At 46.5% G+C, this 20,417-nt stretch carries 23 protein-coding genes, 1 tRNA gene, 1 rRNA gene and 1 riboswitch; of the genes, 4 read left to right on the top strand and 21 right to left on the bottom strand.

The annotated features are described in order from the left end of the window. Positions 1 to 257: 257 nt before the first annotated feature. The 6 genes from guaA to JDF658_RS00420 are packed head-to-tail and all read right to left on the bottom strand — an operon-like array spanning position 258 to position 4,549. On the bottom strand, positions 258 to 1,793 hold the full coding sequence (gene guaA, locus JDF658_RS00400; protein ID WP_079906129.1) for a glutamine-hydrolyzing GMP synthase: 1,536 nt from the start codon (positions 1,791 to 1,793) through the stop codon (positions 258 to 260). A 20-nt stretch (positions 1,794 to 1,813) separates the two neighbouring features. Beyond that, a complete protein-coding gene (gene hpt / locus JDF658_RS00405; protein ID WP_078665642.1) occupies positions 1,814 to 2,353 on the bottom strand; it encodes a hypoxanthine phosphoribosyltransferase in 540 nt (179 codons plus the stop codon). 56 nt (positions 2,354 to 2,409) lie between these two features. Continuing rightward, positions 2,410 to 3,096: a hypothetical protein gene (locus tag JDF658_RS00410; RefSeq protein WP_079906130.1), complete on the bottom strand. Its 687-nt coding sequence runs from the start codon at positions 3,094 to 3,096 to the stop codon at positions 2,410 to 2,412. 51 nt (positions 3,097 to 3,147) lie between these two features. Beyond that, positions 3,148 to 3,471, bottom strand: coding sequence for a nucleotide pyrophosphohydrolase (locus JDF658_RS00415; RefSeq protein WP_078665640.1), 324 nt, complete (start codon positions 3,469 to 3,471; stop codon positions 3,148 to 3,150). Beyond that, a complete protein-coding gene (locus tag JDF658_RS14330) occupies positions 3,468 to 3,620 on the bottom strand; it encodes a hypothetical protein (RefSeq protein WP_159071767.1) in 153 nt (50 codons plus the stop codon). Before JDF658_RS14330 ends, JDF658_RS00415 begins: the two co-directional genes overlap by 4 nt. A gap of 56 nt (positions 3,621 to 3,676) precedes the next feature. Further along, entirely contained in the window at positions 3,677 to 4,549 is an 873-nt protein-coding gene (locus JDF658_RS00420) for a L,D-transpeptidase (RefSeq protein ID WP_159446514.1), read from the bottom strand. Positions 4,550 to 4,691: 142 nt separating this feature from the next. Between JDF658_RS00420 and JDF658_RS00425 the strand changes: the two genes are divergently transcribed. Then, on the top strand, positions 4,692 to 5,234 hold the full coding sequence (locus tag JDF658_RS00425) for a manganese catalase family protein (RefSeq protein WP_079906132.1): 543 nt from the start codon (positions 4,692 to 4,694) through the stop codon (positions 5,232 to 5,234). 98 nt (positions 5,235 to 5,332) lie between these two features. On the opposite strand, the gene JDF658_RS00430 is transcribed toward JDF658_RS00425, so the two are convergent. Then, positions 5,333 to 5,408 (bottom strand) — tRNA-Thr (locus JDF658_RS00430). A gap of 69 nt (positions 5,409 to 5,477) precedes the next feature. Here JDF658_RS00430 and JDF658_RS00435 point away from each other — a divergent pair. After that, positions 5,478 to 6,065 (top strand): TetR/AcrR family transcriptional regulator, encoded by a 588-nt coding sequence (locus JDF658_RS00435; RefSeq protein WP_079906133.1) that lies wholly within the window; start codon positions 5,478 to 5,480, stop codon positions 6,063 to 6,065. Between the two features lie 16 nt (positions 6,066 to 6,081). Here JDF658_RS00435 and JDF658_RS00440 read toward each other — a convergent pair whose 3' ends face one another. The 5 genes from JDF658_RS00440 to JDF658_RS00460 form a co-directional block, all read right to left on the bottom strand. After that, positions 6,082 to 6,267, bottom strand: coding sequence for a hypothetical protein (locus JDF658_RS00440; RefSeq protein ID WP_078665636.1), 186 nt, complete (start codon positions 6,265 to 6,267; stop codon positions 6,082 to 6,084). Positions 6,268 to 6,351: 84 nt separating this feature from the next. Continuing rightward, positions 6,352 to 7,557 carry an HD-GYP domain-containing protein gene (locus tag JDF658_RS00445; protein WP_079906134.1) on the bottom strand — a complete coding sequence of 402 codons (1,206 nt, stop codon included), beginning with the start codon at positions 7,555 to 7,557 and terminating at the stop codon, positions 6,352 to 6,354. Between the two features lie 157 nt (positions 7,558 to 7,714). Beyond that, on the bottom strand, positions 7,715 to 9,487 hold the full coding sequence (locus JDF658_RS00450) for a peptidoglycan-binding protein (RefSeq protein WP_079906135.1): 1,773 nt from the start codon (positions 9,485 to 9,487) through the stop codon (positions 7,715 to 7,717). A gap of 124 nt (positions 9,488 to 9,611) precedes the next feature. Beyond that, positions 9,612 to 11,915 carry an RNA helicase gene (locus JDF658_RS00455; protein WP_079906136.1) on the bottom strand — a complete coding sequence of 768 codons (2,304 nt, stop codon included), beginning with the start codon at positions 11,913 to 11,915 and terminating at the stop codon, positions 9,612 to 9,614. A gap of 15 nt (positions 11,916 to 11,930) precedes the next feature. Further along, entirely contained in the window at positions 11,931 to 12,380 is a 450-nt protein-coding gene (locus JDF658_RS00460) for a YkvA family protein (RefSeq protein ID WP_159446515.1), read from the bottom strand. An 84-nt stretch (positions 12,381 to 12,464) separates the two neighbouring features. Between JDF658_RS00460 and JDF658_RS00465 the strand changes: the two genes are divergently transcribed. Continuing rightward, complete coding sequence (locus JDF658_RS00465) at positions 12,465 to 13,325, top strand: radical SAM protein (protein WP_079906138.1); 861 nt, start codon at positions 12,465 to 12,467, stop codon at positions 13,323 to 13,325. 84 nt (positions 13,326 to 13,409) lie between these two features. Next, positions 13,410 to 14,057 (top strand): hypothetical protein, encoded by a 648-nt coding sequence (locus JDF658_RS00470; protein WP_078665630.1) that lies wholly within the window; start codon positions 13,410 to 13,412, stop codon positions 14,055 to 14,057. On the opposite strand, the gene thiC is transcribed toward JDF658_RS00470, so the two are convergent. From thiC to rrf, 9 genes are all read right to left on the bottom strand, one after another. Continuing rightward, entirely contained in the window at positions 14,051 to 15,295 is a 1,245-nt protein-coding gene (thiC, locus tag JDF658_RS00475) for a phosphomethylpyrimidine synthase ThiC (RefSeq protein ID WP_079906139.1), read from the bottom strand. The two genes, JDF658_RS00470 and thiC, sit on opposite strands and share 7 nt — an antisense overlap. A 1-nt stretch (position 15,296) precedes the next feature. After that, positions 15,297 to 15,713 (bottom strand): hypothetical protein, encoded by a 417-nt coding sequence (locus JDF658_RS00480; RefSeq protein WP_079906140.1) that lies wholly within the window; start codon positions 15,711 to 15,713, stop codon positions 15,297 to 15,299. A 60-nt stretch (positions 15,714 to 15,773) separates the two neighbouring features. Then, a riboswitch (TPP riboswitch) is annotated at positions 15,774 to 15,875 on the bottom strand. Beyond that, the gene (locus JDF658_RS00485) at positions 15,874 to 16,248 is read right to left on the bottom strand and encodes a PilZ domain-containing protein (protein WP_078665627.1); all 375 of its coding nucleotides are present in this window, start codon (positions 16,246 to 16,248) and stop codon (positions 15,874 to 15,876) included. Its footprint overlaps the riboswitch before it by 2 nt. Before the next feature lie 50 nt (positions 16,249 to 16,298). Then, complete coding sequence (locus JDF658_RS00490; RefSeq protein ID WP_078665626.1) at positions 16,299 to 16,622, bottom strand: hypothetical protein; 324 nt, start codon at positions 16,620 to 16,622, stop codon at positions 16,299 to 16,301. A gap of 89 nt (positions 16,623 to 16,711) precedes the next feature. Next, positions 16,712 to 17,227 (bottom strand): anaerobic ribonucleoside-triphosphate reductase activating protein, encoded by a 516-nt coding sequence (gene nrdG, locus JDF658_RS00495; RefSeq protein WP_078665625.1) that lies wholly within the window; start codon positions 17,225 to 17,227, stop codon positions 16,712 to 16,714. Then, positions 17,227 to 17,532, bottom strand: a complete 306-nt coding sequence (locus tag JDF658_RS00500) for a hypothetical protein (RefSeq protein WP_078665624.1) — start codon at positions 17,530 to 17,532, stop codon at positions 17,227 to 17,229. The genes nrdG and JDF658_RS00500 overlap by 1 nt, the downstream gene beginning before the upstream one ends. 29 nt (positions 17,533 to 17,561) lie before the next feature. Further along, the gene (gene nrdD, locus JDF658_RS00505; RefSeq protein WP_078665623.1) at positions 17,562 to 19,622 is read right to left on the bottom strand and encodes an anaerobic ribonucleoside-triphosphate reductase; all 2,061 of its coding nucleotides are present in this window, start codon (positions 19,620 to 19,622) and stop codon (positions 17,562 to 17,564) included. Then, complete coding sequence (gene nrdR, locus JDF658_RS00510; RefSeq protein WP_078665622.1) at positions 19,619 to 20,080, bottom strand: transcriptional regulator NrdR; 462 nt, start codon at positions 20,078 to 20,080, stop codon at positions 19,619 to 19,621. The genes nrdD and nrdR overlap by 4 nt, the downstream gene beginning before the upstream one ends. A gap of 239 nt (positions 20,081 to 20,319) precedes the next feature. Further along, positions 20,320 to 20,417 (bottom strand): 5S ribosomal RNA (gene rrf, locus JDF658_RS00515); the annotation flags it as partial.

Consider the following 20,417-nt stretch of genomic DNA (forward strand, 5'->3'; position numbering starts at 1 on the left):
CAAAATGGCTGACAAAATGTGGAATGGGACTACCCTCTATTACCACTAGCCCTTTTGGCCAAAGAACTGGAGTCCTTAATTACATATAATTACATAAATGGCATATATACCATAATGCGTAATGACCAAAACATAGTTGACTACCATTCATAAAATTAATGCAACGCTACTGAATAAAATAGTACGTTTTTAGTACGTTTTATAAAACATGAACCCTATAAACCTTTTAATATCAAGGTTTATAGGGTTTGTCTTAACTATTCCCACTCAATGGTGCCAGGAGGCTTAGAAGTTATATCATAGACAACCCGGTTCACATGGGGGACCTCATTGACAATCCGGTTGGAGATGCGCTCCAGCAGCTCATAGGGCAAGCGGGCCCAGTCCGCAGTCATACCGTCCTCACTGGTCACTGCTCGCACTACGATAGTGTATGCATAAGTGCGTTCATCCCCCATCACACCCACACTTTTCATGGAAGGCAGTACGGCGAAATACTGCCATACCTGTTTGTTCAAGCCCGCATTAAAGATCTCTTCAGTAACAATCGCATCAGCTTCCCGCAATATATCCAGTTTGTCCCTGGTAACCTCTCCCAAAATGCGTACCGCCAACCCGGGGCCCGGGAAAGGCTGGCGCCAGACGATCTCAGCAGGCAATCCCAGTTCCTCACCCACTGCTCGCACTTCATCCTTGAACAGCCAGCGCAGGGGTTCAATCAGTTCAAACTGCATGTCTTCCGGCAAGCCCCCCACATTGTGGTGGGTTTTGATCGTAGCTGCTGTTTCCGTGCCGCTCTCCACCACATCGGGATAGAGGGTACCCTGCACCAGAAAATCAATCTGCCCCAGTTTTTTGGCCTCATCTTCGAAAACATAAATGAATTCATTGCCAATCAGTTTCCGTTTGCGTTCCGGATCAGTAACCCCGGCCAGTTTTTGCAGGAACCGCTCTTCCGCATCCACATAAACCAGATTTATCTTAAACTTCTCGCTAAAGATTCGCCGTACCTGTTCGGCTTCCCCTTTGCGCAAAAGGCCATGGTTAACAAAAACACAGGTCAAATGATCCCCTACTGCCTTGTGAACCAGTACTGCTGCTACGGAAGAATCCACTCCACCCGAGAGGGCACACAGCACCTTGCGGTCTCCTACCCGCTCCCGAATTTCCTTTACTGTTTGTTCAATAAAGGAGCCCATGTTCCAGGTACCATGGCAGCCGCAAACATTGAAGAGGAAATTGCGCAGCATCTCCTGGCCTTTCGGGGTATGCACCACTTCCGGATGGAATTGTACCGCATAGAGCTGGCGCTGGTAATCAGCCATAGCTGCCACCGGAGTATGTTCCGTCTGGGCTGTCACCTCAAAACCAGCCGGAGCAGCAGCTACAAAATCCCCATGGCTCATCCAGCACTGGGTAGGGCTTTCGATCCCGGCAAAAACTTGATCCTCTTTCAGGATGCGCAGCTCGGTTTTGCCATATTCCCGGTTAACAGCCCGGTCCACTTTGCCCCCCAGGGTATAAGCCATCAGCTGCATGCCATAGCAAATACCCAGAATCGGAATTCCCAGCTCAAAGATGGCGGCATCAATCCGCGGTGCTCCTTCTCCGTAGACGCTGGCTGGTCCGCCGGAAAAGACAATCCCTTTCGGATTCATGGCTTTAATGCGTTCCAGGGAAGTGGTATAAGGCAGCATTTCGCAATATACCCTGCACTCCCTGATGCGCCGGGCGATCAGCTGACTGTATTGACCGCCGAAATCCAGGACCAATACCATTTCCTGCTGTTGCATTTCTTTAATGGCCTCCTATCCTATTTCTGATAAGCTTCCGGTTTTAACACGCAAATATAGGGCAGGTTGCGGTATCTTTCTGCAAAATCCAGACCATAGCCCACCACAAATTCATCGGGAATGGTAAAACCGTTAAAATCAGCTTGAATATTCACTTTACGCCGGCTGGGCTTATTCAGCAGAGTTACAATCTTAACACTGGCCGGCCCCCGGGATTTCAGGTTTTCTACGAGATAATTCAAAGTGAGGCCACTGTCAATAATATCCTCAATAATCAGAACGTTTTTCCCCTCAATGCTGCAGTCCAGATCCTTTAAGATTCTAACCACACCGGAAGATTCGGTGGAAGAACCATAACTGGATACTGCCATGAAGTCTATTTCCAGTGGACAGGTGATCTGCCGAATCAAGTCAGACATGAACACAATAGCACCTTTCAGTATCCCCAGAGCCAAAATGGGCTTGTCCCCATAATAGGAAGAAATTTCTGCTCCCAATTCCTTTACTTTTGCCTGAATTTCCTCTTCTGACAATAAAATCCGTTCAGCCTCTGCGATCATGTTCTGTCCTCCCTGCAAGTTTGTTTTTCAATTTTAACACGGAAAAAGGAAACCGGTCAAGGTATGACCGGTGGTTTTAGTGGTTGATTAATCTGGTTGTGTCGCCGAAAATCCAGGTTAATAAAGATTTTTACCCCGGGATTTTTCTGATGAGTCCCGGTCAGCATTACTCGATAAAGTTTTCCTTCTTTTTGATCCAGCCATAATGTCCCCTCAAACTGACCAAAAGCCTGGTTCAGATAGGGATTGGTAATGCGTGGAGTAGTAGTGATACGATAGCAATTCACCCCTGCTACCTTTGCTTCCGTAATCTGGTCCGTTGCTTTTAGGCCCTGGCCCCAGTCCAGTAGGCCCCAGGATGAAAGCAAAATCTCAATCAAATCCTGGCTACCCGCCTGCGGTGGCGGCATTTGCTGCCAGCGACCATAGGGGTCTTTCAGATAAATTTTCCCCTTGACTTGATAGTAATCCAGAGGCGTTTTAAGCAGTTGGCCCTGCAAATGCACATCCTGGCCAACCTTTACTCCCTGCAGATCACTTAAATCCTGTTTTTTCCCATCCACCTCCAGCCAGGCGCGATTTTGAAATTCATAGCTCTGCAATTGCACCATCTGCCGGGGCAAGTTTTGCAAAATTTGTTCAGGGGAAAGAGGGCGGGTCAACCACCACCAGCTCGCAGCAGCCAGAACCGCTATAATCGCTAAGCTAAATGTTATGAAAATCCAGTTCCGGTTTTTCCCCATAATCCAGCCCCCTTCCCTCACTATCATCTTATGAGGGCCAGGGGGCTAATATTACTCGGATTCAGCTGTTATAGGCGTCCAGCGGTTTTTATCCCGGGTCCGGTACTTTTCCATCATCCGGTCCCAGGCTTCATCCAGATCTATACCCAGAGAATTGGCAAAACAGACAACAATGAATAAGATATCCGCCAGTTCAAGAGCTATGTCTCCTGGCGGCTCCCCCGGTTTTTTGGGTTTCTCGCCAAACTGGTGGTTTACTTCCCGGGCCAGCTCTCCTACTTCTTCTGCCAGCCGCGCTACCAGGGTCAAAGGCTTAAAATAGCCCTCCTTGTACTGGCTGATATAGGCATGGGTCTCTTCCTGCAAGCGCTTCATCCGTCATCCTCCCTGTGACTCTTCTTGTTCATCATTGCCTCACTGCCTCCAGCCAGTGGGCCCCAGCCCAGTTGAAAAAATTCCTCTGCTGCCCCGATTCCCCCCCAGGAAGTCCAGGTTCCCCAGGATTTATGACCATGTCTTTTCATAACTGCACCTCCGGACTTTTTCTGTTATTATGCCCGGAAGAGTTATCAATCAATCTTTAATTATATATATTGCCATATACACCATCAGCAACATTTTCAGTACCATTAGGCTGGGGGAGCTGTATCACTGTTTGGATTTTGATGACTTTGGCTTTGTTCATATATTCCAGCTGGTAGCCCAAAGCGGACAGTACAGGCTGCAAAGGCAAGTATGGCCCATCGGCAAATAATTGAGGCGCAAGACTGCTCCTTGTTTCCCTGCCATTTATTTTAAGCCCCGGTTCGCTTAAAAACAACTCTAAAACCGTCTTTTCCCGAACAAACTGTATATATGTTCCTTTTATTATCATTTTCCCGGGAATAAACCAGGATAATTGTTGTGCCCGCAGATAAGCCTGCCCTTCCAGCCAGCGTATATCCAGCCAGGCAGGGTAAAGTTTGCCATTAACCTGGACTTTTACTTTTTCCTTTTTCATGCCAGCCCTGCCGCTTTTCCTGATTTTTACCGGTGTTCCCCGGGGCACCTTTTCCTGTAACCACTTGGCATCATAGAGATTCAGGCGAATACAGCCATGAGACGCCGGCCGGCCTAACATTTGTACTGAGCGGCTGATCAGGCGTTTCCCGGTTCGGTCGAAAAGGATGGAATGAAAAAGATAATCCCCGTTGAAAGCGGAATAATATTTGGCTGAAACCCCATAATCAGTAACAAACATTGGCCCTTTGCCCTGGATGCGAAAATCCCCCACCGGTGTTGGCGTCCCCGGCGCACCGGTTGAACAAATCATGGCCCGCAGCAAGAGATTGTTATCATAGACCTTGACCATCTGGGTGCTTAAATCCACCTCAACCCTCATGGCAGCCTGAACTGCCGAAGGTAATAATAAACATGCTATAAATAGAACAATAAAATAAATTTCTCTGTTCATTCTCCCCACCCCTTCATAGAAAATAGCATTAAAGTACATCTATATATCTATGAGGGGCAGAATGGAGATAGAATTACTGATTTAACTTTTCACATCTTCACATCATATCTTAAAGCATAGCATAACATAGGGGGTGATATTTATGCCTTTTCTAGCACATGCTCCTAACAAATATGCAGCTGCCGGGCCATATCCAGAAATAAAAGTAGTTTCTTCAAATCCTTACTATGCTGAGCTGTTGATGGATGATTATGCTGGATTTGCCAGCGAATTTACTGCAATAACCCAGTATTTATATCATCACTATATAATAAAAAATAAAAAAATAGCTGAACTTTTAGAGGGTATTGCTATTACTGAAATGCATCATATGGAGTTATTGGCAGAAACTATTGTACTTTTAGGTGGTGAACCAAGAATTCGAGGTGCTTTCAGCACCTGGGGGCACTACTGGAATGGCTGTTATATAAAATACGGTACAAGTGTTTATGATCAATTACAAGCTGATATTGAAGCAGAAAAACAAGCTATAGCTAATTATCGTTATCGTATTATGCAAATTGACGATCCTTATATCCAAAAACTTTTAGAGCGGATAATTCAGGATGAAGAGTTGCACCTGGTACTTTTTCAAGAAGCTTTGAGAGAGCTTCCTTGCTTAAATAAGCAGTCCATAGTAAGATAAAAACAGATAAGTACACTTTGTTCGCTAAAGTTGGGCACCAATTAGGCACCAATAAACAAAAAAGCCTCCGGCCCAAATTCCGGAAGCCTTGATTCCTCTGGAGCCGATGAGGGGACTCGAACCCCTGACCTACGCATTACGAGTGCGCCGCTCTACCGGCTGAGCTACATCGGCTCGCACCAAAAATAATACCTAAATCGCCCTTTATTGTCAAGTATAAGCTATTGGTAAGAGGTGAAATAAATGGTCTCACCCCGACTTCAACAGATATTCAACAAAGCCCTGGAGGTATTTGCCGAAAAAGGATATGCCGGAGCAGTAATGGATGAAATCGCTGCTCGTGCCCAGGTTGCCAAAGGAACTCTGTATTATCATTTTGACAGTAAAGAAGATTTATTTGCAAAGCTGATCAGAAATGGCTTGCAACCTTTGCTTTCCGCCGGCCAGCAAGCCTTGAACCACCCCTCACCCCAGGATATATATAGCCTTATAAAAGTACAGGTGAATTTTTTTGCTCATAATAAATTATTCTGCCAGGTGCTTTTAACTGAGGTCTGGGGAGCTTCAGAGCTGCAAAACCAGTTTCGCTCCCAATTGAGTGATTTCATTTCCCTCTGGGCTGAAAGCTTACGCAAAGGCCAGCAGGCTGGCTTTATTCTACCTGAACTCGATTGTGAAACTGCCGCTGCTGCCTGTTTTGGTGCGGTTAGCATTGCCTGTTTACACTGGATCCTGAAACCGAATACACCCTCATTTCCCATCAATCATCTGGAAAATATCTGCCATCAACTAATAATATCCGGTTTAACAAATAATAAAGCAGGTCAGTAACGCCTGCTTTTTGCTTTTATTTTTTTATTAATTTTTCCTGTCCGGTTTTAATCTCTTCCAGTATTTTCTTAACCAAGGGCGAACCGGCAGGCAATCCTTGCTCCCTGGTAATATCCTTACCACAGTAGGGACAAATCCAGGTAAAATGGGGAGATGAACTATAGGAATCACCATAACAGTTCGGACAGATCTTACAATACACAGAACCCACCTCAGCATCCTGTTATACAATAACAGATTATTCGCCATGATTGCGTGAATTCCTGCTCATCTTTCACCTTTTTTTTCAATTATTATTTTTCTTTTCCAGCAGCTCGCAAAAACAACGGACGATTTCAGGATCAAATTGCTGACCCGCACCTTTTTTAAGCTCAGCTACGGCTTCATCCTGGTCAAGGGCTTTACGATAAGCCCGGTCTGAAATCATGGCATCATAGGCATCTACCACTCCGATTATCCGTGCCCCTAAAGGAATATCTTTGCCTGCCAGCCCGTCGGGATAACCCTGGCCATCCCAGCGTTCATGGTGAGACCGAATCATAAGTGCTATCTCTTCAAATTGCTCCAGTCCAGCCAGAGCTTCCTGCCCTATAACCGGATGACGCCGCACTATATCCTTTTCTTCCGGACATAAACAATGGGGTTTATTCAGAATCATGCCGGCAATGCCTATTTTCCCAATATCATGTAAGGAGGCAGCCATTTCAATTTGTTCCACCAGTTCCTGAGGCAAATTCATATATCTGGCCAATAAACCTGCCCAGCGTCTGACCCGCTGGGAATGACCTCCTGTATACTGGTCCTTTAACTCAATTAATCCAACTAGAATATCAATGGTTGCCAGCATTTCCTCTGTTCTTTGTTGCAGTAGCATTCTTTCCTGGGTTTTGTCAATAATTATTTCCAGTACCTGCTCTACTGCACCATTTTCAATCAAGGGCACTGCTACTTGTTCTACAATCCGCCTTTGTCCTCCACTGAACTCTTCTTTAACCTGACTCTCTACCGCCTTGCTAACAAAAGCACGGGCTACCGCACACCCGGGACAAATGCTATTACGCCCCAAAATCTCAAAACAATGCCGCTCCAGAACTCGTTCTGTCGGCATTCCCACAATATCTATTGCAGCCCGATTTATCCGTTTAAAAGTGTAATCTTTATCTATCAAGGCATAAGCAATGGGAGTACTTTGAAAAATCGTCTCCCAGAGACGGTTTTGTTCTTCAAGATTTTTTTTAATCGCAACCAGCTCTTTATGTTGATTCAACAACTCTTCCTGGCTCAATGTAAGTCGGGCCAGCAAAATGCCAATTAATGGCGGTACCATATCCACCAGTAAAAACCAGGCCCGTCCAAAATGGGTCGCCCAAAAGGCCTGCCAGCTTAAAGTAACCCCTGTACTGAGCATTTCTACCACGGTAGCGAAAAAGGGTATGAGCAGACCGATAATAAAACCATATATGCCATTGATGATATAGCGTTTCTTCCTCATTTAGTGCCCCTCACTTGTTACTAATGTTACAAGCCCTCTATTACAATATTCGGCACAAAATCACAAAATCCTTCATTATTTTCGCTACAAGACTGAATTTTTTAGTCAATTTATTATTTAGAAAAACCGGACCAGTCGGCCCGGTTTTTCAGGATATTTATTGCTGTAAATATTGCTGAACCATCTGCCAGTAGGCAGAATCCTCAAAGCCCAGCCGCCAGATACCAGCACCGGCTAAACCATATTGTTTTACCAGCACCAGTCTTCTAGCATTGCTTTCTACGTTTTCAAACCAGACTTCATGTTTTTGTCCCTGTTCATCGGTATAGGTAAACCAGGATTCCAGTGCTGTAGCATCCCAGTTAACTTTAACACCATATTGGGCTGCTCTGGCTACAGCTTGCGGATAGGTTACACTGCGAGCACCGGTTCCAACCCAATCATATCCATAAGTGGCCAGGCCCAGCAGAATTTTGGAAGCCGGCATTTTGCTGACCGCATATTTTACTACTTGCTCTGTCCAGGGATAAGAGGCAATAGGTCCAGCCGGGCCCCCAATCCAGTGTTCATCATAGGTCATGATCTGAACCAGATCAGCCCGCTGCCCAATAGCCGCATAATCATATCCCCCTGACCAGGAGCTGGTGGTATCATCCCTGGTTTTCGCCGGGATAGAAACTACAGTTAATAAGCCTTTTGCCCCTAGTTGCTGTTTCAGCTCACCCAGAAAAGCAAGGTAGTGTGGGGCATCTGCCGGATATATTCCTTCTACATCCAGGTTAACCCCTAGATAACCGCGATTCTGTACCTCATTCACCAGCTGGCTGATCAAACGCTGTCTTTTAGCGGGATCAGTCAGCACTGCCCGGGCCAGGTTTTTATCAAATCCTGCCCGATAATCAAAGTTGTGTAACAAAGCCAGTGGTTTGATCCCCCGGGCCCTGGCCTGCTGCAATGTATAAGCTTCCTGGTCAGCATTACCTTTCAGATTACCATTGTTATCAAAGGTATAGGTAAAGGTAGCTATTGCCCCCAGCCCCTGACTCTGGATCACACTCTGGGCCGAGCGGTTATCGCCTGGATAGTCAATAGCCGTATAGCCCAGAATCCAGGCGCCTTTTTCAGCACCACCCAGCAAATTGGTTAGAGCTTTAGCCTGAGTGCGGATTTTATTTAATTCCTCTTCAACTACTATGCCATCGACTTTTAATCCATTGGCTTTTTCCCAGGCCTGTACTGCCATTACCGTCAACAAACCATAATAACCGGTGGGTTGTACAGTCAGCAATCCCATGGTTTTCAGGGATTGCTGCAATTCCAGCACCAGGTTGGAACGCACCCCTAGCCCCAGTACGGCTGGGCGGGTTGCAGTTACCCCCCGGCTGACAGGATTCTGGCTGGCCATCAGTGCTGTCCAGGCCTGCTGGTTAACTACCCCGGTTGCCGCTAACCCCCTGGACTTTTGCCATTTTACCACTGCTGTTCTGGTCAAGGTACCAAAGTAACCGGTAATTGGCCCCTGGTAGAAACCGAGCTGATTCAGTTTCTGTTGCAGCCGTTTCACCTGTTCCCCGCGACTGCCCAACGTCAAATAGATCCGTTGAGCTGTTGCGGTTGTACCGCGAGTTACACTGACATTAAACAGGCGATTCCAGCTAACTGGACCGATTATTCCATCAGCAGGCAGGCCATTAGCCTTTTGCCAGCGCAGGACAGCAGCCCTGGTTTGAGTACCATAGTACCCCGTAATAGGTCCGACAAAATAACCAAGCTGTTTTAATCTGGTTTGTACCTGTTTAACAGCTTCACTTTTACTGCCTACTTTCAGTACAATTACTGTTGCTGATTCTGCCCTTAAGACAGGCATAAAGTTACCTAAAACCAGGGAGAAACTCAATACTAATAAAATCAGTCTTTTAAGATTAGTCATTTTATCCCCTCTCTTTCTCCGCTTTACTCCCCCTATGCTTTTATGGTAACACTGGTCAAGGTGTAACTCAAGGAACAAATCTTACCAAAATTAAAACCGCCGTTTTTAGCCGGCGGTTTTGGTTCTACAATACAAATTCTACCACATCGCGATCTATTAACTTAATACAATGACTGAGTTTATCCGCCAGACTGCGATCTGCTGCTGCTGCCCCCCGGATTTGCCGGAGTAAATCGATGGTACGGCGGAAGATGGAAACAATATCTCCGTCCTGCAGATTACAATAACTGCGCAGATCGGCGAATTCCAGGCCTGCGCTCCACTGGTAAGCCAGGAGGGAAACTTCAGGATGGAATTCTACCGTTACCGTATTCAGGATTTGCTCCTCCGCCCTAATCAAAGGCAACATCAGTCGGTAAATCCGTTCCAGATCATAAACCGGACCCTTTTTGAACCAGTCGTGTTTGCGGCTTTCATAGGCAATGGCCGCCACCAGAGCCACAATCTGCTCCGGTTCAAATTCATGAAAGACTCCATCAAAATACAATTCTGTTACCAGCAACTCCTGAACATAAATCTGGGTAGCAAACTTGCCCCGGGGAGTCAAGGCATTATTTTCATCCACAAAGCCTAATTTTTGCAAAAGCTGGCGCTTCAAACGAAAATCCCGGATGAAATTGGTTTGCTTGCTTAACCTCCCCCACTCTTTATATAATTCCTTCTTTTCCTCATCCAGGCGACGATATCTTTCCTGCTGGGCCTGACAGTGGCCCTGTTGCTCCGCAGTACATAAGCGGGGAACAACCTCCGCCAGCAAGCTTTCGTTCTGGCTGATACGCAGGGACAGTTCCTTGCGTTTGCTTTCATAACGTTTACTCCGCCCCCAGCGGGTACGGAAGAGACGGTTAAGCTCCCGCTTGTCAGCCTTCAGCCTGGACCAGGCAGTTTGATACTGCAAGGGACAGGTCAGATTGTAAATATCTTCACAGCGCTCTGCCAGGATTTGTGCCAGCTCCTGCTCCAGTTCTCGAATACGTTTTTGTAAAAAATCAGCTTTTCGGGAGGCCTGGAAATAGGCAAAGTTATGTTGCAAAACTTCCTCTATTTCTTCCTCGGTTTGGTGATGACCTATCAAATTCACTACCGAATTATACCCCAGGTTAAAGCGGCTTTGCAGGTTTTCCAGTTTTCTTTCATCTGGTTTTACCATCTTGTCGGGATTAAGCCAGTTTAAATCCACAATGGAAAATACAAAACCTTCAGTATCTATTCCCCGCCGTCCAGCCCGGCCTGCCATCTGGAAATACTCCTGATTGGTCATAACCCGAAAATCTTTGCCATCGAATTTTTCATTGGAATCAAAGCAGACAGTTTTCACCGGCATATTGATACCCACAGCAAAAGTTTCCGTACAGTAAAGGACTTTGATGAGGCGGGCCGTAAGCAAATCCTCAACCACTTCCTTTACTATAGGCAACATGCCGGCATGGTGAAAACCAATGCCTTTTAATAACACCCGACGTACTCGCTCTAAAGCCAGCAGGTTAGCTGTAACCCCCTGTTCTGCTGATTTGTTAGCCAGGTATTGTTCCACTTTAATTCGTTCATCTCTGGTCAGGAAATTGAACTTGCGGGATAGCTCATAGGCATAGTCTTCGCATTTTTTACGGCTGAAAACAAAATACAAGGCAGGCAGATATTCATCCTTTAAGAAACTGACCAAATCCACATGGGTGGTCGCAGGCAATCCTTTTCCTGCCGGAACTCCGCTCTCCGCCATCTCCTCCAGTTTTTGACGCCGGATTTTGATGGCTTTTTTCAGGTTACCAGCCCCCATGGTTTTTTCAAAAACAAAATGCTTTAAGGGAACAGCCCGTTGATGATGTTTAACTACCTTTACTTCTTCACCTTTAATCGAGGCAATCCACTCGGCCAGTTCTTCCGCATTGGGAATGGTTGCCGATAAACCTAAAATCTTAATATGTTTGGGCAAGAAGATAATAGTTTCTTCCCAGACACTGCCCCGGTCCAGGTCACTAATGTAGTGAATTTCATCCAGAATCAGGTAGCGTACCATATCCACAACCGGGTCTCTGGTCAAAATCATATTGCGAAAAATTTCTGTTGTCATTACCAGAATAGGGGCATTGCTGTTAATAACCACATCCCCGGTTATGATTCCCACAGCATCCTTACCAAAATAGTGTTTGAAATCCTTATACTTCTGGTTGGAAAGAGCCTTGATAGGGGCGGTATAAACGACCTGTCGCCCTTCCCGGTAACATTTTTCAATAGTGTAATCCGCAATCAAGGTTTTTCCTACTCCTGTTGGAGCAGAAACCAGTACCGACAGGTTATTGTCCACATAATCCATGGCCTGGCGCTGAAAGTCATCCAGCAATAAGCCGCGATAATATTTTTTATCCAATGCTTCCACTCCTCACTACCGGGAAATTTTGCGCCAATGCTCTCTGATTTTATTCCAGACCTTGTTAGTAACCAGTTTATCGACATTATTCAGGATTTTTTCCACCTGGGCCAGAACCTCTCCTGAACCGCTCCAGTGTTCCACGACAATATCAGGGGCTGCCTGTAATAAACGATTAATTACCAGAGCAGCTAAAATCAAATCATCCCCAAAACCAATAGGCCCTACCAGGATTTCCGGCAAAAAATCCAGTGGCAAGAAATAATAGGCAATTGCTCCCGCTATCCCATATTTAGCTGTAGCCGGAACCCGGGGGTCCCTTAATAAGCGCACCAGTAGAAGGAAGAAATCCGGCGCCAATAAAAGCAGGTCTACCAGTTTCCGGCTGGTTTCTCCCCCTTTTTCCTCCGCCCAGTTAGCTATCTTTAGTCTGATCCGGTCATAAAAATTATCCGCTCTGCGCATCTCTCTCACCGTCCTTATCTTCCTGTTACTATCTGTTACTATATAATAGCAAAAAATATGGTAAAATGAAACTGAGGTGATTTTATGGGTTACGTGGGTGCAATCTTTCGACCTCCCAGTGAAGCAGATAGCCTGATCCTCCAGGTAACAGTAGGCTGTTCTCATAATCACTGTACTTTTTGTACCATGTACAAGGATAAAAAATTCGCTCTTAAACCTGTAGCTGAAATTAAGGAAGACCTGCTGTCCGCTACTCAATGGCCCTATTTCCGTCGCGTTTTTCTTGCTGATGGCGATGCCCTGGCCGCTCCTACCGATTATCTCCTTAACATCCTGGAGTTAATTCAAACACTCCATCCCCAGGTGAACCGGGTCGGCATCTATGCCAGCCCTAAAAGTATTTTGACCAAATCTGTACAAGAATTGCATTTATTGAAAGAAAAAGGGCTGGGCATTGCTTACCTCGGACTGGAAAGCGGCTCTGACCTGATTTTGAAAAAAATCAATAAGGGTGTAGACAGCCAGGCCATGATTGATGCTGCCGAAAAGGTAAAAGCTGCTGGCCTGCTTCTCTCTGTCACAATCATCAACGGCCTGGGTGGCAAAGGCCTCTGGCAGGAACACGCCCAGGCCACTGCCAGGGTCTTAACAGCTATGCAACCCCACTATCTCGGAGCTTTAACCTTGATGCTCGATCCCGCAGCTCCATTATATCAGGAAGTCCTACAGGGTACCTTCCAGCCCATTGATGAACGGACACTCCTGGCTGAACTGGAGCTTCTGCTGTCCCAGGTTGAACTGGAAAACTGTATCTTTCGTTCCAACCATGCTTCCAATCTGTTTGTATTAAAAGGCACTCTCAACCGGGACCGCGACCATTTGCTGGCTCAAATTCGGCAGGCCCCGGAACAAATACAGCGTTTCGGCTGGATTCCCCGCCTCTGATGTCGGAAAGAAGGGAAAAAGAGACATTTTTCTTAGCAGGAATATCCAGGCACGTCAGCGAATTACCTGGCTGGAGGTGTCAGTATGGCCAGGTACCGGCTGATTTTCCTGTTGGCCTTTTTCATAAACCTGCTTTACCCTGCATCCATATTTTCCGCTACTCCAGATTTTCCCGCTAGCAAACAGCTGGTACTAGCGGCTGTAAACTCATGGACCACTGCTCCTCGCCAGGCTCTCGAAATTACCAGCCAGTTTGCCGAATCTGACCTGAATCCAGAGCAATTGCTTCTGGCTTACCCCGCTTCGCCCTGGATTTTACGTCTGCGCTGGCTACAACACGACCGCAGTTTTTATTATTCTTCCCTCTATGAAGACGAAAACCACCGCGGTCTTTACCGCGGTGGTAACTGGTCGGGCTATCCCGCGCCCTATCTTTATCCGGGGCCTTTATCCCAATGGCCTTTGTTACCATGGCCCGGTTCGGAAGGTGAAATTCACTTCCTGGGCACCAAACAATATGCTGATCAGTGGGTTAAAGTCTATGACTTTCAGCCTCCAACGCCGTTTATTTCCCCTCACTGGCAAGGAAACGTCCAGGTAATTTCTTCCCGTTATCTGCTGTTTATTACTCAACAGCCCTTTCCTCGCCTGGTAGCCGGTGAATATTACTGGCGTTTACGCCTGAATAACCAGCCCCTGGTGGTGGCTATGAAAGCCCGCTTCAATTATTGACATTGCTTCATGGCACAAAACTCTCCGCACATAGAGCATTCTGCCCGGTGTCCCGGGTTTTTTCTTTTTCGCATTTCTCTAGCAGTAGCCTGATCCAGGGCCAGATTAAGCTGCTGTTCCCAGTCCAATTCTTTACGGGCCTTGCTCATCGCTTTATCCCAATTCCAGGCTTTTTCAATTCCTTTAGCCAAATCAGCGGCATGAGCCGCAATTCGGGTAGCAATTACCCCCTGCCGTACATCATCGGCATCTGGCAAGCCCAGGTGTTCTGCCGGAGTCACATAACAAAGGAAATCTGCCCCGGCAGCTGCAGCAATCGCTCCGCCGATAGCTGCCGTAATGTGGTCATGCCCGGCACCCACATCAGTAACCAGGGGGCCCAGTACATAGAAGGGTGCACCATGGCAAAGACGCTTCTGTAATTTAATATTGGTTTCAATTTGGTTTAAAGGAACATGACCCGGTCCTTCCACCATGACCTGAACTCCTTTGGCCCAGGCCCTTTTTACCAACCGTCCTAGTTCTAGCAGTTCAGCTATCTGCGGTCCATCGGTGGCATCAGCAACAGCACCCGGTCGCAGCCCGTCACCCAAACTCAGTGTAACATCATATTCCCTTACCAGTTCCAGTAACTCATCAAAATGAGCATAAAGAGGGTTTTCTTCGCCGGTTTCCTGCATCCAGCGAACGATAAAGGACCCACCTCGGCTGACTATACCACATACCCGCGGACTTTCCTGAATTTCCTCCAGCACCCGGCGATTGATGCCACAGTGAACAGTAATAAAATCCACTCCTTGCCGGCAGTGGTCCTCGATTACCTGAAACAGTTTATCTTTGCTGAGTTCCCCATAAAACCCGGCTTCGTAAATTGGCACTGTCCCTACTGGTACCGGACAGCGCTTTAAGATCTCCTGTCGGGCCCGGCGGAGATTGGGCCCCAGACTTAAATCCATAATGGCATCTGCTCCAGCAGCCAGAGCTACTTCCAGTTTCTCCAGCTCCTTTTCCACCTCCGGCCAGTCACCAGAGGTGCCGATATTGGCATTAACCTTGGTAGTCGCCCCATAGCCGATTAACTTGGGCTGGGCTAGATCCCTCTGTTTATTGGCCGGTAAGATCATAACCCCAGCGGCAATCCTTTCCCGCACAATTTCAGAAGCTATTCCCTCTGCTTCTGCCGCCAGTTTCATTTCCGCTGTTATTCTCCCAGCTCTGGCCAACTCCAATTGTGTCATCTCAATTTTCCTCCTTTGCCTTACTTGCTAATAAAAGTTTTTGCCCCAGACTATAGCTTTGATAACGCCATCTTTTTGCCTTAGCGGCCAGTTCCAGGTCGGAAAGCACTTTACTTCCTTCTTCAATCACCCGCAAAGACTCTGCCACACGGGAGGCATTGGCATTGATTAGTGCCTGCCAGGACGCCCTTTCCTGTTCTCGGAGTGTTGTCACTTCTGTTCCCGGATCCCCTTGGACATCCCTAAATCGCCAAATTTCCTCCGGCCGGGCCAGGCCTATTTCCTGTCGCAACTGCTTTAAAGCCTTCGCCAGTTCCTTCTCTTCCAGGATAAACCGAGCCATATCTTCCAGTACCCGCAATCCTTCCACACAGCGGTTGAAATTGGCATCTAGCATACGAAAAAATTTTTCGCGCATTATTATCCTTCCTCTCATAAATAAAAAACACCCGTCCCGAAGAGACAGGTGTAGAGTATACACTCGTTCCACCCACTTCCCTTCGCTGGTATTACCCAGATCAGGTACAAAGGGTTGAAGCCATAGCTTCTCTCAGCCTTTTGGGCACCCCTAGTGGTAACTACAAATATTCGATTAGCTGATATTGACTTTTTACCTGGTGGGCAATGTGTTCCCGCAGGGCTTGCCGTCGTGGCCCATTAAATCCAATAAACTGCACGCCTGTTAACCATCCCTCCTGCCAGGGCCGTGATCTTACAACCCGGCCTTTTAGCTTTAAAGTCCCCAGTTCAGGGATAGTTAATTCCAGAAGCAATATCATATTAACTGGTAAGCGCAGAGCTGAAAAAAAACTGAGACCTTCTTCTGCCAGGTCATAGGTCTGCCCCCGTCCCCGCTTACCACGTAAATGCTCAATGGGATATGTGCCAAACTGGGCCACTTCAAAATACAACGGCAGCTGAGTATGCCAGCGAAAATGCCTGCGCTCAGCCATAGCCCTCCCTCCCAAAAGAGGTACTTTTGTCTAATTATAACATACAATTTCTACTGTTGCCACAATTTCTTTTTTTCCGCTTCAATAAAGGAAAGCATTTTTTCTTTCTCTTCCCGAACCTTTTCCATCAACTGGTCCACAATTTCTTCCACTTTTTCCCCATTATATGCCCGCTGACAGAGCTGGATTGCCTCCTCTTCAGCACAGCCCACAGCCCCTGCCAGTTGCTGAATACGCAAACGGTCAAAAACCACTTCATTATCTTTGATTTGAGCAAAACCGATAATTAATTTTATCAAGTGAATAGCGGTTCCCCGTCGAATGTCCAGCGATGAGCCATTGGGTATATTGTCCACAAACATATTCACTGCCATCTGTCTCCACCTCACCCAGTTTCTTTGCGCCAATATTATATCAGGAAGAATCTTTCTTTGCAAACAAAAGAGAGGCTTTTGCCTCTCTTTTACACCCCAAACTGGTTGTCATCAATAATGCATACGCTGCCACTGGCCAGAGATGCCGGTACATCAATCAGCCTTTGATTGGTAGAACCCCGGAAAGGCAGCCATAATGCTCGCTGTTCCTTTAAATAGGGACCATCCACCAGCACATCTGTTAACTGCAGCAGCTCACCGATAACCGGATTGCTTTCTGACATTCGCATCAATTGTTCCCAGGTATAGCCAGTAAAAACCCAGAGGTTTTTACCCTTCTCCCTGGCCCAGCGGGCGATAACCAAACAGGCTTCCGGCTGAAAGAAGGGCTCCCCACCTGAAAGAGTTATTCCTGTTGCCAGCTTGTCCCCTTCCAGTTCAGCAAAGACCTGTTCAAAGGTCCAAAGTTCCCCTCCTTCAGGGTCATGGGTATCAGGATTATGACAACCCGGACAGCGGTGGGGACAGCCCTGGGTCCAGATTACTGTTCTCAACCCTGGCCCGTCCACCACACTTTCAGTTGTAATTCCTGCCAGCCTGATCATCAGTTACACCCACATGTAATCCCCAGCGGGGAATGTTTCACCCTTTGGGCAATTTCCTGCAATTTAGCATCATTGCAATTAGATAATTTACAAAAATATCCTGTAACCCGCCGTACCCGTTCAATACTAGAAGGAGCAAAATGGGTTACTACTTTCACCTTTCCCTGAGGAGTCATATATACATCAATACCGGTTATCTCCAGGCCCCTGGCATTAGCTGCATAAAGAGCCTTCTGCCGATAATAGGCAATTTGCTCCGGAGTCAGTTCCGGCAATTTCTCCTGTACACATACAGCACTTTTCATCAATCAACACCCTCCTCTTCACTTTTTATCTAGTTAGTAGTACCCGTAGCGGGCCACTCCAGGTCATATTCTATTTCTTCTTCCATTACATTGACTGAACCACAGTTAGGACACTTATCGTGGTTAATAATCCCTAAGTAACCACAGACCTTACAAAAATCTATGGGAAAGTTAACTGCTCCATAGCCTACATCACAGGCTGCCATGTGCTTAATAATCGCTTCCAGGGCATCGATATTATGTTGCGGAGCAGCCGGTAACTCCAGATAAAGGATATGTCCGGCATTCAGGTACTTGTGATATTTCCCCTCAATCCTGGCTTTATCATACATCGAAATATTATACCACACCGGAATGTGCATACTATTTGTGTAGTACATGCGGTCTGTTACCCCGGGGATAATACCAAATTCCTTTTGGTCCAGTTTGGTAAATCGTCCTGCCAATCCTTCGGCAGGTGTTCCCAGTAAGCTAAAGTTCAACTTGTATTCCCGGGTATACTGGTCACATTTTTCCCGCATAAATTTGACTATTTCCACACCCAGGGCATCGGCCTCTTCTGACTCACCATGGTGTTTACCCAGCAGAGCTACCAGTGTTTCCGCCAAGCCGATAAACCCAATGGAAAGGGTGGCATGCTTAATAGCTTCATAAATTTCGTCATTGGGCCCTAGTTTATCACTATCGAGATAGAGATTCTGTCCCATCAGAAAAGGCATATCCTTGACTTTCAGCCGCCGCTGAATATCAAAACGGAACAACAACTGTTCCTTGACCAAATCCATCATTTCCTCTAGCAGTTCAAAAAACTTTTTGATATCACCCTGGGCCCTCAAGGCCAGTCGCGGTAAGTTAATGGTAGTAAAGGAAGCATTACCACGTCCTTCCGTTATCTCAGGCCCATTCACATTACCAATTACCCGGGTACGGCAACCCATATAGGCTACCTCCCCTTCTTTGCGCCGGGAATATGGCGCGTTAAAACTGCTATCCTGGAATGCATAAGTCGGGAACATTCTCCTGGAGGTCACCCGCAGGGCCAAACGGAATAAGTCATAGTTGGGATCTCCAGGGTCCATGTTTACTCCCTTTTTCAGCTTAAATATTAAATTGGGGAAAATCGGGTTCTCCCCACGTCCCAACCCGGCCTCATAGGCCAGTAGCAGGTTTTTGGTAACCATTCGTCCTTCTGGAGAAGTATCTGTTCCAAAGTTCAAACTGGAGAACGGCACCTGCGCTCCCGCTCGGGAATGCATGGTATTCAAATTAAAAATCAGTGCTTCCATAGCCTGATAGCACTCTTTATCTACCAGTTTTTCCAACTGCTCATCACTGATCTCAACCCCGACTTCCGCAAATATTTTGCGCTGTCTTTCCCGTTCCCTTTGTATAAACGGGGCCAGATCATAATCAAAATAGGCTACCGACTGTCCACCATGCATGTCGTTTTGAGATGACTGGATAATTACTGCTGTTAAATTAGCTGCCGATTTTATGCCCTTAGGACTGCGTATAAACCCATGTCCATTATTAAACCCATTTAGCAACAAACGCCCTAAAGGTATCTGAACACAGGTCAAGGTTTTGGCAAAAAAGTCCAGGTCATGAATGTGAATATCACCATTGATATGGGCCTGGGCATGCTTCTCCGGCATTAAACGGGTTAAATAGTATTTCTTACTGCCCGTAGAGGCTATTTGCAGCATTTTCGCCATCGGGCTATTCTGAACATTAGCATTTTCCTTGCTAGTCTCCACCAGGATTTCGGCTACTGCATCCATTAAATCGGATTGCGATTCCCTGATTCTAGTGCGTTTATTCCGATAAAGTATGTACGCTTTGGCAGTCTGGGCATGTCCATTTTCAATTAAAACCTTTTCCACTGCATCTTGAACATACTCCACAGAAACAGTACCTTCCGGCCCTTCGGGATGGCTCTCCAGGTATTTTACTACTTCAATCGATAGCCTGTCAGCCAATTGCTCATTGTCCCCACCAACTGCCCGAGCAGCTGCCATAATGGCATTTTTAATCTTCTCCCGATTAAAGGGAACCACCCGGCCATCCCGTTTTTTGATATAATGGATCATCCGCTCTCGCCCTCCAAAAAACGTTTAATTTCTTCCATAAACTCATTTACATCACGGAAACGGCGGTAAACTGAAGCAAAGCGGACATATGCTACCTCATCCACTGTTCTCAGCTTTTCCATCACAAGCTCTCCTAAATAAGAACTAGGTACTTCTTTGTCAAATTGGGTCCGCACCTGACTCTCTACCTCAGTAACTATTTTCTGTAACACTTCCATTGACACTGGTCGTTTTTCCACGGCCTTTACCAGACCGTGCATTAATTTTTCCGGTGAAAAAACTTCCCGGCGCCCATCGTTTTTAATAACCAGTAAAGGTCGCTCTTCTATCCTCTCATAAGTGGTGAATCGTTTACCGCAGTTCTCACATTCCCGTCGCCGTCTAATACTATTGCCTTCATCAGCGGTACGGGATTCCACTACTTTGGTAGCAGTTTCATGACAAAACGGGCATTTCATATGCTTCCCCGTCCTTGCGAAATTGTCAGAATATAGCTCTAGATATAGAGCATATTTCTTGGCTAAACCTATTTTATACTCTATATATGGGGTAAGTCAATAAATGCTTTGGAAAAATATTTTTAACTAGTGTAAGAAAACTAGCTTGTCCTTTATTTTTCTCCTGATTATACTTAAGGAATAATTTTCTTTGGAAAAAAACAACAGACCTTCTTATTTATGAGAAGGCCTGTTGTTGTGTCCGGCAGCGACCTACTCTCCCAGGACCCTGCGGTCCAAGTACCATCGGCGCTGGTGGGCTTAACTGCCGTGTTCGGTATGGGTACGGGTGTTGCCC

The organism is Carboxydocella sp. JDF658, from assembly GCF_002049395.1.
GTDB lineage: Bacteria > Bacillota.

Bases quoted from the DNA above. Each gene is read 5' to 3' on its own strand.
- nrdR (WP_078665622.1), bottom strand. From the start codon at position 20,080: ATGAAATGCCCGTTTTGTCATGAAACTGCTACCAAAGTAGTGGAATCC.
- JDF658_RS00470 (WP_078665630.1), top strand. From the start codon at position 13,410: ATGGCCAGGTACCGGCTGATTTTCCTGTTGGCCTTTTTCATAAACCTG.
- JDF658_RS00445 (WP_079906134.1), bottom strand. From the start codon at position 7,557: ATGAGGAAGAAACGCTATATCATCAATGGCATATATGGTTTTATTATC.
- guaA (WP_079906129.1), bottom strand. From the start codon at position 1,793: ATGCAACAGCAGGAAATGGTATTGGTCCTGGATTTCGGCGGTCAATAC.
- JDF658_RS00415 (WP_078665640.1), bottom strand. From the start codon at position 3,471: ATGAAGCGCTTGCAGGAAGAGACCCATGCCTATATCAGCCAGTACAAG.
- nrdD (WP_078665623.1), bottom strand. From the start codon at position 19,622: ATGATCCATTATATCAAAAAACGGGATGGCCGGGTGGTTCCCTTTAAT.
- JDF658_RS00425 (WP_079906132.1), top strand. From the start codon at position 4,692: ATGCCTTTTCTAGCACATGCTCCTAACAAATATGCAGCTGCCGGGCCA.
- nrdG (WP_078665625.1), bottom strand. From the start codon at position 17,227: ATGATCAGGCTGGCAGGAATTACAACTGAAAGTGTGGTGGACGGGCCA.
- JDF658_RS00480 (WP_079906140.1), bottom strand. From the start codon at position 15,713: ATGCGCGAAAAATTTTTTCGTATGCTAGATGCCAATTTCAACCGCTGT.
- JDF658_RS00485 (WP_078665627.1), bottom strand. From the start codon at position 16,248: ATGGCTGAGCGCAGGCATTTTCGCTGGCATACTCAGCTGCCGTTGTAT.
- JDF658_RS00450 (WP_079906135.1), bottom strand. From the start codon at position 9,487: ATGACTAATCTTAAAAGACTGATTTTATTAGTATTGAGTTTCTCCCTG.
- hpt (WP_078665642.1), bottom strand. From the start codon at position 2,353: ATGATCGCAGAGGCTGAACGGATTTTATTGTCAGAAGAGGAAATTCAG.
- JDF658_RS00465 (WP_079906138.1), top strand. From the start codon at position 12,465: ATGGGTTACGTGGGTGCAATCTTTCGACCTCCCAGTGAAGCAGATAGC.
- JDF658_RS00490 (WP_078665626.1), bottom strand. From the start codon at position 16,622: ATGGCAGTGAATATGTTTGTGGACAATATACCCAATGGCTCATCGCTG.
- JDF658_RS14330 (WP_159071767.1), bottom strand. From the start codon at position 3,620: ATGAAAAGACATGGTCATAAATCCTGGGGAACCTGGACTTCCTGGGGG.
- JDF658_RS00410 (WP_079906130.1), bottom strand. From the start codon at position 3,096: ATGGGGAAAAACCGGAACTGGATTTTCATAACATTTAGCTTAGCGATT.
- JDF658_RS00420 (WP_159446514.1), bottom strand. From the start codon at position 4,549: ATGAACAGAGAAATTTATTTTATTGTTCTATTTATAGCATGTTTATTA.
- thiC (WP_079906139.1), bottom strand. From the start codon at position 15,295: ATGACACAATTGGAGTTGGCCAGAGCTGGGAGAATAACAGCGGAAATG.
- JDF658_RS00460 (WP_159446515.1), bottom strand. From the start codon at position 12,380: ATGCGCAGAGCGGATAATTTTTATGACCGGATCAGACTAAAGATAGCT.
- JDF658_RS00435 (WP_079906133.1), top strand. From the start codon at position 5,478: ATGGTCTCACCCCGACTTCAACAGATATTCAACAAAGCCCTGGAGGTA.
- JDF658_RS00500 (WP_078665624.1), bottom strand. From the start codon at position 17,532: ATGAAAAGTGCTGTATGTGTACAGGAGAAATTGCCGGAACTGACTCCG.